The organism is Croceivirga lutea (assembly GCF_014235875.1).
GTDB lineage: Bacteria > Bacteroidota > Bacteroidia > Flavobacteriales > Flavobacteriaceae > Croceivirga > Croceivirga lutea.
The window spans coordinates 84,174-100,434 of the sequence record NZ_JACJUK010000006.1 but is presented as its reverse complement, the minus strand read 5'-3'; the positions used below and the strand labels follow the sequence as shown (position 1 = coordinate 100,434).

General features: G+C 36.4%; 30 protein-coding genes. All 30 read left to right on the top strand.

Features of this window, described 5'->3' with window-relative positions; genetic code table 11:
* Nucleotides 1-5 precede the first annotated feature (5 nt).
* On the top strand, nt 6-2,135 hold the full coding sequence (fusA, locus tag H5V42_RS12035) for an elongation factor G (protein ID WP_185783423.1): 2,130 nt from the start codon (nt 6-8) through the stop codon (nt 2,133-2,135).
* 10 nt (nt 2,136-2,145) lie between these two features.
* The gene (gene rpsJ / locus H5V42_RS12030) at nt 2,146-2,451 is read left to right on the top strand and encodes a 30S ribosomal protein S10 (RefSeq protein ID WP_010519396.1); all 306 of its coding nucleotides are present in this window, start codon (nt 2,146-2,148) and stop codon (nt 2,449-2,451) included.
* 169 nt (nt 2,452-2,620) lie between these two features.
* Nucleotides 2,621-3,238, top strand: coding sequence for a 50S ribosomal protein L3 (rplC, locus tag H5V42_RS12025; RefSeq protein ID WP_185783422.1), 618 nt, complete (start codon nt 2,621-2,623; stop codon nt 3,236-3,238).
* Between the two features lie 4 nt (nt 3,239-3,242).
* Complete coding sequence (gene rplD, locus H5V42_RS12020) at nt 3,243-3,872, top strand: 50S ribosomal protein L4 (protein ID WP_185783421.1); 630 nt, start codon at nt 3,243-3,245, stop codon at nt 3,870-3,872.
* 7 nt (nt 3,873-3,879) lie between these two features.
* Nucleotides 3,880-4,170 carry a 50S ribosomal protein L23 gene (gene rplW / locus H5V42_RS12015; protein ID WP_185783420.1) on the top strand — a complete coding sequence of 97 codons (291 nt, stop codon included), beginning with the start codon at nt 3,880-3,882 and terminating at the stop codon, nt 4,168-4,170.
* A 9-nt stretch (nt 4,171-4,179) separates the two neighbouring features.
* Nucleotides 4,180-5,004: a 50S ribosomal protein L2 gene (gene rplB, locus H5V42_RS12010; protein ID WP_185783419.1), complete on the top strand. Its 825-nt coding sequence runs from the start codon at nt 4,180-4,182 to the stop codon at nt 5,002-5,004.
* A gap of 10 nt (nt 5,005-5,014) precedes the next feature.
* The gene (gene rpsS / locus H5V42_RS12005) at nt 5,015-5,293 is read left to right on the top strand and encodes a 30S ribosomal protein S19 (protein WP_185783418.1); all 279 of its coding nucleotides are present in this window, start codon (nt 5,015-5,017) and stop codon (nt 5,291-5,293) included.
* Nucleotides 5,294-5,299: 6 nt separating this feature from the next.
* Nucleotides 5,300-5,716, top strand: coding sequence for a 50S ribosomal protein L22 (gene rplV / locus H5V42_RS12000; RefSeq protein WP_185783417.1), 417 nt, complete (start codon nt 5,300-5,302; stop codon nt 5,714-5,716).
* A gap of 4 nt (nt 5,717-5,720) precedes the next feature.
* Nucleotides 5,721-6,434, top strand: coding sequence for a 30S ribosomal protein S3 (gene rpsC / locus H5V42_RS11995; protein ID WP_185783416.1), 714 nt, complete (start codon nt 5,721-5,723; stop codon nt 6,432-6,434).
* A 19-nt stretch (nt 6,435-6,453) separates the two neighbouring features.
* A complete protein-coding gene (gene rplP, locus H5V42_RS11990; protein WP_185783415.1) occupies nt 6,454-6,873 on the top strand; it encodes a 50S ribosomal protein L16 in 420 nt (139 codons plus the stop codon).
* A 17-nt stretch (nt 6,874-6,890) separates the two neighbouring features.
* Complete coding sequence (rpmC, locus tag H5V42_RS11985) at nt 6,891-7,082, top strand: 50S ribosomal protein L29 (protein ID WP_185783414.1); 192 nt, start codon at nt 6,891-6,893, stop codon at nt 7,080-7,082.
* A gap of 13 nt (nt 7,083-7,095) precedes the next feature.
* Nucleotides 7,096-7,365, top strand: coding sequence for a 30S ribosomal protein S17 (gene rpsQ, locus H5V42_RS11980; protein ID WP_185783413.1), 270 nt, complete (start codon nt 7,096-7,098; stop codon nt 7,363-7,365).
* A gap of 2 nt (nt 7,366-7,367) precedes the next feature.
* Nucleotides 7,368-7,736 (top strand): 50S ribosomal protein L14, encoded by a 369-nt coding sequence (rplN, locus tag H5V42_RS11975; RefSeq protein WP_185783412.1) that lies wholly within the window; start codon nt 7,368-7,370, stop codon nt 7,734-7,736.
* A gap of 13 nt (nt 7,737-7,749) precedes the next feature.
* Nucleotides 7,750-8,055, top strand: a complete 306-nt coding sequence (gene rplX / locus H5V42_RS11970; protein WP_229665703.1) for a 50S ribosomal protein L24 — start codon at nt 7,750-7,752, stop codon at nt 8,053-8,055.
* 2 nt (nt 8,056-8,057) lie between these two features.
* Nucleotides 8,058-8,609 (top strand): 50S ribosomal protein L5, encoded by a 552-nt coding sequence (gene rplE, locus H5V42_RS11965; RefSeq protein WP_185783411.1) that lies wholly within the window; start codon nt 8,058-8,060, stop codon nt 8,607-8,609.
* A 1-nt stretch (nt 8,610) separates the two neighbouring features.
* The gene (gene rpsN / locus H5V42_RS11960) at nt 8,611-8,880 is read left to right on the top strand and encodes a 30S ribosomal protein S14 (protein ID WP_185783410.1); all 270 of its coding nucleotides are present in this window, start codon (nt 8,611-8,613) and stop codon (nt 8,878-8,880) included.
* A 20-nt stretch (nt 8,881-8,900) separates the two neighbouring features.
* Nucleotides 8,901-9,299 (top strand): 30S ribosomal protein S8, encoded by a 399-nt coding sequence (rpsH, locus tag H5V42_RS11955; RefSeq protein ID WP_185783409.1) that lies wholly within the window; start codon nt 8,901-8,903, stop codon nt 9,297-9,299.
* An 18-nt stretch (nt 9,300-9,317) separates the two neighbouring features.
* Nucleotides 9,318-9,860, top strand: a complete 543-nt coding sequence (rplF, locus tag H5V42_RS11950) for a 50S ribosomal protein L6 (RefSeq protein WP_185783408.1) — start codon at nt 9,318-9,320, stop codon at nt 9,858-9,860.
* A gap of 11 nt (nt 9,861-9,871) precedes the next feature.
* Nucleotides 9,872-10,225, top strand: a complete 354-nt coding sequence (rplR, locus tag H5V42_RS11945; RefSeq protein ID WP_185783407.1) for a 50S ribosomal protein L18 — start codon at nt 9,872-9,874, stop codon at nt 10,223-10,225.
* A 5-nt stretch (nt 10,226-10,230) separates the two neighbouring features.
* Nucleotides 10,231-10,755 (top strand): 30S ribosomal protein S5, encoded by a 525-nt coding sequence (gene rpsE / locus H5V42_RS11940; RefSeq protein ID WP_185783406.1) that lies wholly within the window; start codon nt 10,231-10,233, stop codon nt 10,753-10,755.
* Between the two features lie 5 nt (nt 10,756-10,760).
* Nucleotides 10,761-10,937, top strand: coding sequence for a 50S ribosomal protein L30 (gene rpmD / locus H5V42_RS11935; protein WP_185783405.1), 177 nt, complete (start codon nt 10,761-10,763; stop codon nt 10,935-10,937).
* Between the two features lie 13 nt (nt 10,938-10,950).
* Nucleotides 10,951-11,403 carry a 50S ribosomal protein L15 gene (gene rplO / locus H5V42_RS11930; protein WP_185783404.1) on the top strand — a complete coding sequence of 151 codons (453 nt, stop codon included), beginning with the start codon at nt 10,951-10,953 and terminating at the stop codon, nt 11,401-11,403.
* A 10-nt stretch (nt 11,404-11,413) separates the two neighbouring features.
* Nucleotides 11,414-12,757 carry a preprotein translocase subunit SecY gene (gene secY / locus H5V42_RS11925; RefSeq protein ID WP_185783403.1) on the top strand — a complete coding sequence of 448 codons (1,344 nt, stop codon included), beginning with the start codon at nt 11,414-11,416 and terminating at the stop codon, nt 12,755-12,757.
* Nucleotides 12,758-12,761: 4 nt separating this feature from the next.
* Nucleotides 12,762-12,977, top strand: a complete 216-nt coding sequence (infA, locus tag H5V42_RS11920) for a translation initiation factor IF-1 (protein ID WP_026753784.1) — start codon at nt 12,762-12,764, stop codon at nt 12,975-12,977.
* Between the two features lie 10 nt (nt 12,978-12,987).
* Nucleotides 12,988-13,104 carry a type B 50S ribosomal protein L36 gene (ykgO, locus tag H5V42_RS11915; RefSeq protein ID WP_038084689.1) on the top strand — a complete coding sequence of 39 codons (117 nt, stop codon included), beginning with the start codon at nt 12,988-12,990 and terminating at the stop codon, nt 13,102-13,104.
* Between the two features lie 2 nt (nt 13,105-13,106).
* Complete coding sequence (gene rpsM, locus H5V42_RS11910; RefSeq protein ID WP_185783402.1) at nt 13,107-13,481, top strand: 30S ribosomal protein S13; 375 nt, start codon at nt 13,107-13,109, stop codon at nt 13,479-13,481.
* A gap of 10 nt (nt 13,482-13,491) precedes the next feature.
* The gene (gene rpsK, locus H5V42_RS11905; RefSeq protein ID WP_185783401.1) at nt 13,492-13,893 is read left to right on the top strand and encodes a 30S ribosomal protein S11; all 402 of its coding nucleotides are present in this window, start codon (nt 13,492-13,494) and stop codon (nt 13,891-13,893) included.
* A 107-nt stretch (nt 13,894-14,000) separates the two neighbouring features.
* A complete protein-coding gene (rpsD, locus tag H5V42_RS11900) occupies nt 14,001-14,606 on the top strand; it encodes a 30S ribosomal protein S4 (protein ID WP_185783400.1) in 606 nt (201 codons plus the stop codon).
* Between the two features lie 18 nt (nt 14,607-14,624).
* A complete protein-coding gene (locus H5V42_RS11895; protein ID WP_185783399.1) occupies nt 14,625-15,617 on the top strand; it encodes a DNA-directed RNA polymerase subunit alpha in 993 nt (330 codons plus the stop codon).
* A gap of 63 nt (nt 15,618-15,680) precedes the next feature.
* A complete protein-coding gene (gene rplQ, locus H5V42_RS11890; protein ID WP_185783398.1) occupies nt 15,681-16,181 on the top strand; it encodes a 50S ribosomal protein L17 in 501 nt (166 codons plus the stop codon).
* Nucleotides 16,182-16,261: the final 80 nt, after the last annotated feature.

Below are 16,261 nucleotides of genomic sequence, written 5' to 3'. Positions count from 1 at the left end.
TTATAATGGCTAGAGATTTAAAATTTACGAGAAACATTGGAATTGCAGCTCACATTGATGCTGGTAAAACAACAACAACTGAGCGTGTTCTTTTTTATACTGGTGTAAGTCACAAAATAGGTGAGGTGCATGACGGTGCTGCAACTATGGACTGGATGGAGCAAGAGCAAGAGCGTGGTATTACCATTACTTCTGCTGCAACAACTTGTACATGGCAGTTTCCAACAGAGCAAGGTAAGCCAACGGCTGATGCTAAAGGTTATCATTTTAATATAATTGATACTCCTGGTCACGTTGATTTTACTGTGGAAGTTAACCGTTCTTTGCGTGTATTAGATGGTTTAGTATTCTTATTTAGTGCTGTTGATGGTGTTGAGCCGCAATCAGAAACTAACTGGAGACTTGCAGATAATTACAAGGTACCAAGAATGGGCTTTGTTAATAAAATGGATCGTCAAGGTTCTAACTTCTTGGCAGTATGTCAACAAGTAAAAGATATGTTGAAGTCAAATGCGGTGCCAATTGTATTACCAATTGGTGACGAGGCTGATTTCAAAGGTATTGTTGACTTAGTTAAGAACAGGGCTATTGTTTGGCACGAGGATAATTTTGGTTCAACTTTCGATGTTGTGGATATTCCTGAAGAAATGAAGGATGAAGTAAAAGAATATCGTGCGGCATTAATTGAGGCGGTTGCAGAGTATGATGAAAATCTTATGGAGAAATTCTTCGAAGATGAAGATTCAATCACTGAAGATGAAGTACACGCTGCTTTGCGTGCTGCTGTTATGGATATGAGTATCATACCAATGGTATGTGGTTCTGCCTTTAAAAATAAAGGAGTACAATTTTTATTAGATTGTGTTTGTCGTTATTTGCCTTCACCTTTAGATAAGGAAGCAATTGTCGGAACTAATCCTAATACTGATAAAGAAGAGGCAAGAAAGCCAGATCCAAAAGAGCCATTTTCGGCATTAGCATTTAAAATTGCAACCGATCCTTTTGTTGGTAGATTAGCTTTCTTTAGAGCGTATTCTGGTACGTTAGAAGCTGGTTCCTATGTTTTAAATAATAGATCAGGTAACAAAGAACGTATATCTCGTATCTACCAAATGCACTCTAATAAGCAAAATGCCATTGAGAGTATTTCTGCTGGTGATATTGGAGCGGCTGTTGGTTTTAAAGATATTAAGACTGGTGATACATTGTCAGATGAAAAGCATCCTATTGTTTTAGAGAGTATGGTTTTCCCGGATCCAGTAATTGGTATTGCGGTAGAACCTAAAACTAAAGCTGATGTGGATAAGTTGGGTATGGCTTTAGCAAAATTAGCTGAAGAAGATCCTACTTTCCAAGTTAAGACTGATGAAGCTTCTGGTCAAACTATTATATCTGGTATGGGTGAGCTACACTTAGATATTATTGTTGACCGTTTAAAGCGAGAATTTAAAGTTGAAGTAAATCAAGGTCAACCTCAGGTTGAATATAAAGAAGCGCTTACAGCATCTGCTGATCATAGAGAGACTTATAAGAAACAGACTGGTGGTCGTGGTAAATTCGCGGATATTGTATTTACAATGGAACCTGCAGGAGAGGAAACTAAGGAAGGTCTTGAATTTGTGAATGTTATCAAAGGTGGTAATATTCCTAGAGAATACATTCCGTCTGTAGAAAAAGGTTTCAAAGAAGCAATGAAGAATGGTCCTTTGGCAGGATTTGAAATGGATAGTATGAAAGTTACGCTAAAGGATGGTTCATTCCACCCTGTAGATTCCGATTCGCTGTCATTCGAATTAGCTGCAAAATTAGGTTATAAAGAAGCTGCTAGAAAAGCAAAAGCCGTGTTAATGGAGCCAATTATGAAATTGGAAGTTCTAACTCCAGAAGAAAACATGGGTGATATTGTAGGTGATTTAAACCGAAGAAGAGGGCAGGTTAATAATATGTCTGATAGATCAGGTTCAAAAGTTATTAAAGCAGAAGTTCCATTATCAGAAATGTTTGGTTATGTAACATCTTTAAGAACTTTAAGTTCTGGTAGAGCAACATCAACAATGGAGTTTTCTCATTATGCAGAAACACCATCTAACATTGCAGAAGAGGTTATCAAGGCAGCTAAAGGAGTAACAGCTTAATTTTCAGAAGATGAGTCAAAAAATTAGAATTAAATTAAAGTCATACGACCACAATTTGGTGGACAAGTCTGCTGAAAAAATTGTGAAGACGGTAAAAACAACTGGGGCAGTAGTTACTGGTCCAATTCCTTTGCCAACAAATAAAAAAATATTTACAGTGTTGCGTTCGCCACACGTAAATAAGAAGTCTAGAGAACAGTTTGAGCTAAGTTCTTACAAGAGATTGCTAGATATTTATAGTTCTTCTTCAAAAACTATTGACGCTTTAATGAAATTAGAGCTTCCAAGTGGTGTAGAAGTCGAAATAAAAGTGTAAATTTGCACGCTCTTTAGAAAAAAGAGATTAACATGTCTTTAGCTGCGTGCTAAGGAAAAACGGAAAAAAGAAAAAAATCTGGGTCACAGAATGTTTTCTTTGGCCCAATTTTTTTGCTCTAGAGATAGCGAATTAGATAAGAAACAATAATTAATAATAATTAAATAGTATGTCTGGGTTAATAGGAAGAAAAATCGGCATGACCAGCATCTTCGATGAAAATGGAAAAAACATTCCATGTACTGTAATCGAAGCTGGACCATGTGTGGTTACCCAAGTCAGAACCGATGAGGTTGACGGGTATAGTGCCCTTCAGTTAGGTTTCGATGACAAGGCAGAAAAGCGCACTAGTAAGGCTGAACAAGGTCACTTTAAAAAGGCTGGTGCTGCGCCTAAGAAGAAAGTCGTTGAATTCCGTGATTTTGAAGGAGAGTATAAATTAGGAGACACCGTTGGTGTTGACTTGTTTGCAGAAGGTGAATTTGTTGATGTGGTAGGTACATCTAAAGGTAAAGGATTTGCTGGTGTTGTAAAAAGACACGGTTTTGCTGGAGTTGGTCAAGCAACACATGGTCAGCACAACAGATTAAGAGCACCTGGTTCTATTGGTGCTGCCTCTACGCCTTCAAAGGTTGTGAAAGGTCTTCGAATGGCTGGTAGAATGGGTGGTGAACGTGTAACTGTTCAAAACTTAAGAATTTTGAAAGTTGTGCCAGAGAAGAATTTGTTAGTTGTGAAAGGCGCAATTCCTGGTCATAAAAATGCTTACGTAACCATAGAAAAGTAAGGTGATGAAGGTAGCAGTATTAGATGTAAAAGGTAAAGATACAGGCAGAAAGGTTGAGCTTTCTGATGATGTATTTGCAATTGAGCCAAACGAACATGCTATTTATTTAGATGTTAAGCAATATTTGGCACACCAGAGACAAGGAACTCACAAGGCTAAAGAGCGTGGGGAAATTGCTGGTAGTACAAGAAAGATTAAAAAACAAAAAGGAACTGGAACAGCTCGTGCGGGTAGTATAAAGTCTCCTGTTTTTAGAGGTGGTGGTAGAATTTTTGGTCCTAGGCCAAAAGATTATACTCAAAAATTGAATAAAGGCGTAAAGCGTCTAGCTCGTAAGTCAGCACTTAGTTTAAAATCTAAGGAGAAAGAGTTGTACGTTGTTGAAGATTTCAATTTTGAAGCTCCGAAAACTAAAGATTTTGTGCAATTTTTAGCTTCATTAGGTATACAAGATAAAAAATCATTGATTGTCTTGGGTGGAGAGGCTAATAACGTATATTTGTCGTCCCGAAATTTAAAGGGTTCTGAAGTTGTAATGAACACAGAATTAAATACTTATAAAATTGTTAACGCCAAAAGCGTAGTAGTTTTAGAAGGTGCTTTAAAAGAAATTCAGTCAAACCTAAGTAAATAGAGTTGAGATGAGTGTTTTGATAAAACCAATTATAACTGAAAAAATGACCGCTGACAGTGAGTTGTTTAACAGGTACGGTTTTTACGTAGATCCTGCTGCAAATAAATTGCAAATTAAAGAGGCTGTAGAGTCAACTTACGGGGTTTCAGTGAACAAGGTAAGAACTTTAAATTATGGTCCTAACCGTAGAACTAGATATACCAAAACTGGTATTCAGCACGGTAAGACTAACTCCTTGAAGAAAGCTATAGTTGATGTAGCAGAAGGAGATATCATTGATTTTTATAGTAATCTATAATATAGGGTAATGTCAGTTAGAAAATTAAAACCCATAACTCCTGGACAGCGTTTTAAAGTAGTAAACGGATTTGATGCGATTACTGCTGATAAGCCGGAGAAAAGCTTGCTTGCTCCGTTAAAAAAATCAGGAGGTAGAAATAGTCAAGGTAAAATGACTATGCGCCATAGAGGTGGTGGTCATAAGAGAAGGTATCGTGTAATAGATTTTAAGAGAGATAGATTTGATGCTGATGCGGAAGTAAAATCCATCCAATACGATCCAAATAGAACTGCATTTATTGCTTTAGTGCAATATGCAGATGGTGAAAAAAGATACATTATCGCTCAGAATGGCTTGCAAGTTGGTCAGAAAATAGTTTCTGGTGAAAGTGCAGCTCCTGAAATAGGTAATGCAATGCCTTTAAGTCAAATTCCTTTAGGAACTGTAATTTCATGTATTGAATTGCGTCCAGGGCAAGGAGCAGTAATGGCACGTAGTGCTGGAACGTTTGCACAGCTTATGGCTAAAGATGGTAAGTATGTTACCATAAAACTTCCTTCTGGGGAGACTAGAATGATTTTAGCTACTTGTATGGCTACAATTGGAGCAATTTCCAATTCTGACCACCAATTATTGGTGTCTGGTAAAGCAGGTAGAAGTAGATGGTTAGGAAGAAGACCTAGAACTAGACCAGTAGTTATGAACCCCGTAGATCACCCAATGGGTGGTGGTGAAGGTAGATCATCTGGTGGTCACCCAAGATCAAGAAACGGTATTCCTGCAAAAGGATACAGAACACGTTCTTTGACTAAGGATAGTAATAGATTTATTGTAGAACGAAGAAAGAAATAATTAGAAGAAAATGGCACGTTCATTAAAAAAAGGACCTTTCGTTCATCACAGTTTAGAGAAAAAAGTAATTGCCAATGTGGAGTCAGGTAAGAAAACCGTGATTAAGACATGGTCAAGAGCTTCGATGATAACACCAGATTTTGTTGGGCAAACTATTGCTGTGCATAACGGAAGACAATTTGTTCCAGTTTATGTAACAGAAAACATGGTGGGGCATAAATTAGGAGAATTTTCACCAACGCGTTCATTCCGTGGTCACGCAGGTGCAAAAAATAAAGGAAAAAAGTAGTAAGCGATGGGAGTTCGAAAAAGAAAAATGGCAGAACGCATAAAAGCTGAAAAAAGAGATTTAGCTTTCGCAAAATTGAACAACTGCCCTACTTCTCCACGAAAAATGAGGCTCGTTGCTGATTTGGTGCGTGGTAAGCAAATAGAAATGGCTTTAGCTATTTTACGTTTTAATCAAAAAGAGGCTTCTAGAAGGTTAGAGAAATTGTTGTTGTCAGCAATTGCTAATTGGGAAGCAAAAAATGAAGATGCTAGCATTGAAGATGCGGATTTGTTTGTAAAAGAAATTCGTGTAGATGGCGGAAGCATGTTAAAAAGATTAAGACCAGCACCTCAAGGTCGTGCTCATAGAATTAGAAAGCGTTCAAACCATGTTACATTGGTTTTGGGCTCAAAAAATAACGTAACAGAAACAACGGCATAAGCATATGGGACAAAAGACCAATCCGATAGGAAATCGTTTGGGCATCATCAGAGGATGGGAGTCTAACTGGTATGGCGGAAATGATTACGGCGATAAATTAGCCGAAGATGATAAAATCAGAAAGTATGTTCACGCTCGTTTAGCAAAAGCTAGTGTTTCAAGAGTTATCATTGAGCGTACGCTTAAACTTATTACCATTACAATAACTACTGCTAGACCAGGTATTATTATTGGTAAAGGAGGTCAAGAAGTAGATAAGCTTAAAGAAGAGTTGAAAAAAATCACCAATAAGGAGGTTCAAATCAACATTCATGAGATTAAAAGACCAGAACTGGATGCTAATTTGGTTGCTGCTAGTGTTGCTAGACAGATAGAAAGTAGAATTTCTTACCGTAGAGCAATAAAAATGGCTATAGCTGCAGCAATTAGAATGAATGCAGAAGGAATAAAGATTCAGATTGCTGGTAGGTTAAATGGTGCTGAAATGGCACGTACAGAAACTTACAAAGAAGGTCGTATTCCTTTATCTACTTTTCGTGCAGATATTGATTATGCACTTTATGAAGCGCATACTACTTATGGTAGACTTGGTATCAAAGTATGGATTATGAAAGGCGAGGTTTACGGAAAAAGAGAGCTTTCTCCATTGGTTGGACTTTCAAAAGGAGGTTCTAAAGGTGGAAAAAAAGAAGGTGGTAAAAGACGTAGAAGAAAATAACTAGGTAAAGACAGCGAAGATGTTACAGCCGAAAAGAACAAAATATCGTAAAGCCCAGAAAGGGAGAATGAAAGGGATTTCTCAGAGAGGTCACCAACTTTCTAACGGAATGTTTGGTATAAAATCTTTGGACTCAAAATTCATTAACTCCCGTCAAATTGAGGCGGCTCGTATTGCAGCAACCCGTTACATGAAAAGACAGGGTCAGCTATGGATAAAGATTTTTCCAGACAAGCCAATTACCAAAAAACCCTTAGAAGTACGTATGGGTAAAGGTAAAGGTGCTCCAGAATATTGGGTAGCAGTGGTAAAACCTGGTAGAATTATGTTTGAAGTGGGTGGTGTTCCGCATGATGTGGCAAAAGAAGCTTTGCGTTTAGCAGCTCAGAAACTACCAGTTAGAACAAAGTTTGTTGTAGCAAGAGATTTTGCTGAATAATAAAAACTGATAGAAAGATGAAACAAGCTGAAATTATAGAATTATCGGTTGAAGAACTACAGCAAAAACTAGCTGAGGTTAAGAAAGAATATGAAGATTTAAAAATGGCGCACTCGGTGACACCATTAGAAAATCCATTGCAAATAAGATCCACTAGAAGGACAGTAGCAAGATTGGCAACAGAGTTAACTAAAAGGGAACAACAATAATCGATTGTGCCTTATGGAAGAAAACACAACAGTAAGAAATTTAAGAAAAGAACGTATCGGCGTTGTTACTAGTAACAAAATGGAAAAGTCCATTGTAGTTTCAGAAGTAAAAAGGGTGAAACATCCCATGTATGGTAAGTTCGTTTTAAAGACAAAGAAGTATGTTGCCCACGACGAGAAGAACGACTGTAACGAGGGCGATACGGTAAGAATAATGGAAACTAGACCTTTAAGCAAAACAAAATGCTGGAGGTTAGTTGAAATCTTAGAAAGAGCTAAATAATCATGGTACAACAGGAATCAAGATTAAAAGTTGCGGATAATACTGGTGCCAAAGAGGTACTAACTATTCGTGTACTTGGAGGAACCAAAAGAAGGTACGCATCGCTAGGAGATAAAATCGTAGTGAGTGTGAAAGAAGCTGCTCCAAATGGTGCGGTAAAAAAAGGTGCGGTCTCTACTGCGGTAGTAGTACGTACTAAGAAAGAAGTAAGAAGACCAGATGGTTCTTACATCAGATTTGATGATAATGCTTGTGTATTATTAAATCCAACTGGTGAGATGAGAGGAACCCGTGTTTTTGGTCCTGTTGCCAGAGAATTGCGAGATAAGCAATACATGAAAATTGTTTCATTAGCCCCTGAGGTACTTTAAAATTTTAAGTAAAATGAAGTTGAAGATTAAATCAGGAGATACCGTTACTGTAGTTGCTGGAGACCACAAAGGCTCAGAAGGTAAAGTAGTGAGTGTTGATAGTGAAAAAAATAAGGCTATTGTTGAAGGTGTAAATGTTGTAAAAAAACACGAAAAGCCAAGTGCACAAAACCCTCAAGGTGGTATAGTTGAAAAAGAAGCTCCAATACACATATCAAATCTTTCCTTAGTTGAGGGTGGTAAACCTGTTAGAGTAGGTTTTGAAATGAGAGATGGAAAGAAAGTTAGAGTTTCTAAAAAATCAGGAGAAATTATCTAGTCATGAGTTACATTCCAAGACTAAAAACAGAGTATAAAGAACGCGTAATCAAGACCTTGTCAGAAGAGTTTGGTTATAAAAATGTAATGCAGGTTCCAAAATTGCAGAAAATTGTTGTAAGTAGAGGAGTTGGAGCTGCTGTTGCAGATAAAAAGTTAATTGACCATGCAGTTGATGAATTAACTATGATTACCGGTCAAAAGGCAATAGCTACAATGTCTAAAAAAGATGTTGCAGCGTTCAAATTACGTAAGGGTATGCCAATTGGGGCAAAAGTAACTTTACGTGGAGCGCGCATGTATGAATTCTTAGACAGATTAATAACCACAGCTTTACCACGTGTTAGAGATTTTAACGGAGTAAAAGCTACAGGTTTTGATGGTAGAGGAAACTATAATTTAGGAATTACTGAGCAAATCATTTTTCCTGAGATTAATATAGATAAGATAAACCGTATTAATGGTATGGATATCACATTTGTGACTTCAGCCGATACGGATCAGGAAGCAAAGTCATTGTTGAGCGAACTAGGATTACCTTTTAAAAAGAATTAAGATGGCAAAAGAATCAATGAAAGCCCGCGAAAGAAAAAGGGCAAAAACGGTAGCCAAATATGCTGAGAAAAGAAAAGCTTTAAAAGAAGCTGGTGATTACGAAGCATTACAAAAACTTCCAAAAAACGCTTCACCGGTACGTATGCGTAACCGTTGTAAGTTAACAGGAAGACCTAGAGGTTACATGAGAACTTTTGGAATTTCAAGGGTAACTTTTCGTGAGATGGCAAACCAAGGTTTGATTCCTGGAGTTAAAAAAGCAAGTTGGTAAACTGATAATAAAGAAGAGAAATGGTAACAGACCCAATTTCGGATTATTTGACCCGTATTAGAAATGCCAGCAGAGCTGGTCATAGAGTGGTAGATATCCCAGCATCTAACTTGAAAAAAGAGGTGACTAAAATCCTTTTTGATCAGGGCTATATATTGAGCTACAAATTTGAAGAGGATTCAGCACAGGGTAACATTAAAATTGCCTTGAAATATGACAAGTTTACTAAAGAGCCAATTATTAAAAAATTGCAGAGAGTAAGTAAACCAGGTTTAAGAAAGTACGCCGGCTCTGAAGAGTTGCCAAGAGTTTTAAATGGTCTTGGTATTGCAATTGTCTCTACATCACATGGTGTTATGACAAGTAAGCAAGCTAAAGCTGAAAAGGTTGGTGGTGAAGTATTGTGTTACGTATACTAAGAGATAAAAGATAAAGAGATGTCAAGAATAGGAAATAATCCAATTTCAATTCCAGAAGGAGTTACAATTGATATCAAAGACCAAACTATCACTGTAAAAGGAAAGTTGGGAGAATTAGCCCAAGATTTTGATAGTGTGTCTTTTAAAGTAGAAGAAGGTACTATTTCTGTGGAAAGACCTTCAGATTCTAAGGATCATAAAGCTAAACACGGGTTATATAGAGCTCTTGTTAATAATATGATTGAAGGTGTAACTAAAGGTTGGACCAAAGAATTAGAGTTAGTTGGTGTTGGTTATAGAGCTAGCAACCAAGGACAAAAATTAGATTTAGCAATTGGTTTTTCTCATAACATTGTTATGGATATTGCCCCAGAGGTGAAAATAGAAACTGTTTCTGAGAAAGGTAAAAATCCAATAGTTAAATTGACATCTCACGACAAACAACTTGTTGGTGCTGTGGCAGCGAAGATTCGCTCCTTCAGAAAACCTGAGCCGTACAAAGGAAAGGGTATCAAGTTCGTTGGAGAACAAATTAGAAGAAAAGCAGGTAAATCAGCTTAATAAGCAGAACAATGGGATTATCAACATCTGAAAGAAAACAACGGATTAGAAGAAGGATTAGAAAGGTTTCATTCGGAACTGAAACGCGTCCAAGGCTGTCTGTGTTCAGAAGCAATAAAGAAATATATGTGCAATTGATTGATGACAACAATGGTAAAACATTGGCATCTGCATCGTCAAGAGACAAGGGTTTGGATTCAAAAGGAACCAAATCAGAAATAGCAAACGCAGTTGGAAAGTCAATTGCAGAGAAGGCAATTAAAGCAGGTATTGAAACTGTAGCTTTTGATCGTGGAGGTAACCTTTACCATGGTCGTGTTAAAGCTTTAGCAGAAGGTGCCAGAGAAGGTGGACTTAAATTCTAAATCATATGTACCAGAAGTATAAAAATGTAGAAATTGTTAAGCCAGGAGGTTTAGAATTAAAAGACCGTTTAGTTGGCGTACAACGTGTAACAAAAGTAACTAAAGGTGGTAGAGCATTTGGTTTTTCTGCAATCGTTGTGGTTGGTGATGAAAATGGTGTTGTAGGTCATGGTCTTGGAAAATCTAAAGATGTTGCAACTGCCATAGCAAAAGCTATCGAAGATGCCAAGAAGAATCTTGTAAGAATTCCTTTAAACAAAGGAACATTACCACACGAGCAAAAGGGTAAGTATGGTGGTGCAAAAGTATTTATGAAACCTGCTTCAGAGGGTACAGGAGTAATTGCTGGTGGTGCTGTACGTGCGGTATTAGAATCAGTAGGTATTCATGATGTACTTTCAAAATCACAAGGTTCATCTAACCCACACAACGTGGTTAAAGCAACTTTTGATGCATTATTACAATTAAGAGATGCTAAGGTTGTAGCAAAACAACGTGGCATTAGTATGGAAAAAGTATTTAAAGGATAATTACAATGGCGAAGATTAAAGTTAAGCAAGTAAAAAGTGCCATTAAAAGGCCGCAAGACCAAAAGAGAACATTAGAAGCTTTGGGTCTTCGTAAAATTGGTCAGGTTGTTGAGCATGATGACTCACCAGCAATCCTTGGAATGATAGATAAAGTAAAACACTTGGTTTCTACTGAAGCCTAAACGATAATTAAGGATGGATTTAAGCAATTTAAAACCAGCAGAAGGTTCTACTCATAAACACGGTAAACGTGTAGGTAGAGGACAAGGTTCAGGTAAAGGTGGTACAGCCACTAGAGGTCATAAAGGTGCAAAATCAAGATCAGGTTATTCAAAGAAAATTGGTTTTGAAGGTGGTCAAATGCCACTACAAAGAAGAGTACCTAAGTTTGGCTTCAAAAACTTTAATAGAAAAGAATACCAACCTGTGAATCTAGCTAAGCTTCAAGAATTGGTTGATAACAAGATTGTTAAAGATGAAGTTACTTTAGATGCTTTAATTGAAAATCGTGTAGTTGGTAAAAACGATTTAGTTAAAGTTTTAGGTAATGGAGAATTAAAAGCGAAGATTAAAGTTTCAGCTCACAAATTCAGTGCTTCAGCAAAAGAGGCGATTGAAAAAGCAGGAGGTGAAGCAATAACGCTGTAATCATTTTACAATGAAAAAATTTATTGAGACCATATCAAATATTTGGAAGATAGATGAACTTAGGCAACGTATTATCGTTACCTTAAGTTTGTTGTTAGTGTATCGTTTTGGTGCACAGGTTGTGCTTCCTGGTATTGATACAGCTCAATTAGCTGAATTAACTTCAAATACAGAACAAGGTATACTTGGTATTTTAAACGCATTTACAGGTGGAGCTTTTGCTAACGCATCTGTTTTTGCATTAGGTATTATGCCTTATATCTCTGCTTCTATTGTGGTTCAACTAATGAGTATAGCAATACCTTATCTTCAAAAGTTAGATAAAGAAGGAGAGAGTGGTCGTAAAACAAAAAATCAGATAACAAGATGGTTGACTATCGCAATTTGTATTGTGCAAGCACCAGCTTATTTATATGGTTTAGGCGCGCTAGGTGTTCCAGATAGTGCCTTTGTTTTAGGAAAAGGTCTCGATTTTATAGTGCCGTCGGTTATTATTTTGGTAACTGGGTGTGTTTTTGCCATGTGGTTAGGAGAGAAAATTACTGATAAAGGAATTGGTAATGGTATATCACTCTTAATTATGATTGGTATAATAGCAACTATGCCACAATCTTTTTTACAAGAATTTGTGTCTAGAACTACAAATAATACTGGGGGTATAATGTTTATTCTTATTGAGGTTATAATTTGGTTCTTGGTTATACTGGCAAGTGTTTTATTGGTAATGGCTGTGCGCCAAATACCAGTTCAATATGCAAGAAGAAGCGCATCTGGTGGTTATGAAAAAAATGCAATGGGCTCAAGACAGTACATTCCACTTAAATTAAATGCTTCTGGTGTAATGCCAATTATATTTGCACAAGCAATAATGTTCGCACCAAGTTTAATAGGTAAAACATTTAATAATACAGAAGCAGGACAGTGGATGGAAGTTCAGTTTGCAGATATTTTTGGATTCTGGTACAACTTATTATTTGCATTACTGATTATTATTTTCACCTATTTCTATACCGCTATCACAGTACCTACTAACAAAATGGCTGATGACTTAAAACGCAGTGGTGGTTTTATACCAGGTATTAGACCAGGTAAAGAAACAGGTGATTATTTAGATAAGATTATGTCATTAATAACCTTTCCAGGTTCTCTTTTCTTAGCAGCACTAGCAGTTTTACCTGCAATAGTAGTTAAGTTAATGGACGTACAGGCAGGTTGGGCATTGTTCTACGGTGGTACTTCACTATTAATTATGGTTGGGGTAGCTATCGATACTGTTCAGCAAGTAAATTCTTATTTATTGAACAGACATTATGATGGTTTAATGAAAACTGGAAAAAACAGAAAAGTAGCTTAAATCTATGGCCAAACAAGCAGCAATAGAACAAGACGGTTCAATTATCGAAGCATTGTCAAATGCTATGTTTCGTGTAGAATTAGAAAACGGACATATTGTAACAGCTCATATCTCTGGTAAAATGCGTATGCACTATATTAAATTACTACCAGGAGATAAAGTGAAGCTTGAAATGAGTCCATACGATTTAACAAAAGCTAGAATTACTTACAGATATTAAGAACATAAAGATGAAGGTAAGAGCATCCATTAAAAAAAGAAGTGCAGACTGCAAGATTGTTCGCAGAAAAGGCAAACTGTACGTAATCAACAAAAAGAATCCTAGATTTAAACAAAGACAAGGGTAATTATGGCAAGAATTGCAGGGGTTGATATACCTAAACAAAAGCGTGGTGTAATTTCATTGACTTACATTTATGGTGTCGGTAATAGCAGAGCTAAAGAAATATTAGCTAAGGCAGGTGTAGATGAAGACATTAAAGTGTCTGATTGGAATGATGACCAAATTGGTAAAATTCGTGAAGCCGTAGGAGAGTTCACAATTGAAGGTGAGTTACGTTCAGAGACTCAATTAAACATCAAGCGTTTGATGGATATTGGTTGTCAAAGAGGAATACGTCATAGAGCAGGTTTACCGTTAAGAGGTCAACGCACAAAGAATAATTCTAGAACTAGAAAAGGAAAACGTAAGACAGTAGCTAATAAGAAAAAAGCTACTAAATAATAATTAGCAGATGGCAAAAGGAAAATCAAATACAAAAACTGCTGCTAAAAAGCGTAAGGTAGTTGTTGATGCAACTGGTGAAGCACATATTGTAGCATCTTTTAACAACATCATTATCTCTTTAACAAATAAGAAAGGTGATGTTATTTCTTGGTCTTCAGCTGGTAAAATGGGCTTCAGAGGTTCTAAGAAGAATACTCCATATGCAGCTCAGGTAGCAGCAGAAGATTGTGCAAAAGTAGCTATGGAAGCTGGTCTAAGAAGAGTGAAAGTATACGTAAAAGGACCAGGTAACGGTAGAGAGTCTGCAATACGTACAATACATAATGAAGGTATTGAAGTTACAGAGATTATCGATGTAACACCAATTCCTCATAATGGTTGTAGACCTCCAAAAAGAAGAAGAGTTTAATTAATATTTTATAACAATCCGCCCTATGGCGGATTTTTACGAAGGTGCAGTTTAGATTATCGAAGGATAAGCCTTAATTCATAATCGTACTTTCAAAAACTTAGAAAATGGCAAGATATACAGGACCAAAAACAAAAATCGCTAGAAAGTTCGGCGAAGCAATTTTCGGAGACGATAAGTCTTTCGAGAAAAAAAATTACCCTCCAGGACAACACGGTAATAATCGTAGAAGAGGTAAAAAATCAGAATATGCAGTTCAGTTAGCTGAAAAGCAAAAAGCAAAATACACTTACGGTATCTTAGAGCGTCAGTTTAGAAATTTATTTGCTGAAGCAAAAAGAAAAGAAGGTGTAACTGGTGAAGTACTTTTACAATTATGTGAAGGTAGATTAGATAATGTAGTATATCGTTTAGGTATAGCACCATCTAGAAGAGGTGCTCGCCAATTAGTATCTCACAGACATATTACAGTTAATGGAGAGTTAGTGAACATACCATCTTATGCTTTAAAGCCAGGAGATGTTATAGGTGTTCGTGAAAAGTCAAAGTCTTTACAAGTAATCGACGATTCTTTGGCAAACAATAGCTCAGTGTACGAGTGGTTAACCTGGAACAATGACACAAAAGAAGGTACTTTTGTAACAACTCCAGAACGACTTCAAATTCCTGAGAATATCAAAGAACAATTAATCGTCGAGTTATACTCTAAATAAAACTATTTGTCTAAAATTATGGCATTACTTAATTTTCAAAAGCCCGATAAAGTTATAATGATTGAATCTACAGATTTCGAAGGGAAATTTGAATTTCGTCCTTTGGAACCTGGTTACGGTTTAACTGTTGGGAACGCGCTTAGACGTGTATTGCTTTCTTCTTTAGAAGGTTTTGCAATTACGTCTGTTAGAATGAATGGTGTTGAGCATGAGTTTTCAGTAATTCCTGGAGTAGTAGAAGATGTTACAGAAATGATATTGAACCTAAAGCAGGTTCGATTCAAAAGACAGATAGATGATGTTGAGAGTGAAACTGTAACGATTTCTGTTTCAGGTAAAGAACAACTTACCGCTGGTGATTTTCAAAAATTCATTTCTGGTTTTCAAGTATTGAACCCAGATATGGTTATTTGTAACATGGATCCTAAAGTTGAAATCAACTTAGAAATTATCATTGAGAAGGGTCGTGGTTATGTGCCAGCAGAAGAAAATAAAAAGTCTAACGCTCCTCTAGGAACAATTGCAGTTGATTCTGTTTTTACTCCTATAAAAAATGTTAAGTATAGTATTGAAAACTTTAGGGTTGAGCAGAAAACTGATTTTGAGAAGTTAATTTTCGAGATCGTTTCAGACGGTTCTATACATCCTAAAGACGCTTTAACTGAAGCGGCTAAGATTTTAATTCATCACTTTATGTTATTCTCTGATGAACGCATCACCCTTGAGGCTGATGAGATTGCTCAAACAGAGACTTATGATGAAGAATCTTTACATATGCGCCAATTATTAAAAACAAAATTGGTTGATATGGACTTGTCAGTTAGAGCACTTAATTGCTTAAAAGCAGCAGAAGTAGACACCTTAGGTGATTTGGTAAGTTTCAATAAAAATGATTTAATGAAGTTTAGAAACTTCGGTAAAAAATCATTAACCGAGTTAGAAGAACTTGTTATTAATAAAGGTCTTCAATTTGGTATGGATCTTTCAAAATATAAGTTAGATAAAGATTAATTAATCATATTTTGCTCTCCTAAAATATTGTAGGATTTGGTAGCAAGATGATAAACTAGAAAAATGAGACACGGAAAAAAGTTCAATCATTTAGGCAGAAAATCTGCACACCGTAAGGCAATGCTTGCCAATATGGCTTGTTCATTAATTGAGCACAAAAGAATTAATACAACTGTAGCAAAGGCAAAAGCTTTGAAGCAATTTGTAGAACCTATTATTACTAAGTCTAAGGTTGAAAATAACCAGACTACTGAGAAAGGTATGCACAACAGAAGATTAGCGTTTAGCAAATTAAGAGACAAGTATGCGGTTACAGAGTTGTTTAGTACTGTTGCTGAAAAGGTAGGTGATAGACCTGGGGGTTATACTAGAATTATTAAACTAGGTAATCGTTTAGGTGACAATGCCGATATGGCAATGATTGAGTTAGTTGATTTCAATGATACTTACGAAACAGGTAAAAAGAAATCAACAAGAAGAAGTAGAAGAAGTAGAGGAGGTTCTAAAGAGACTACTCAAACGCCACCTGTTGCTGAAACTGCGAATGATGATTCAGAAGAATAACATGTTGATTATTCATTAATAATATTAAAAGGATACGTTAATACGTATCCTTTTTTTTATGTTTTTTTGTAAAATTTTAC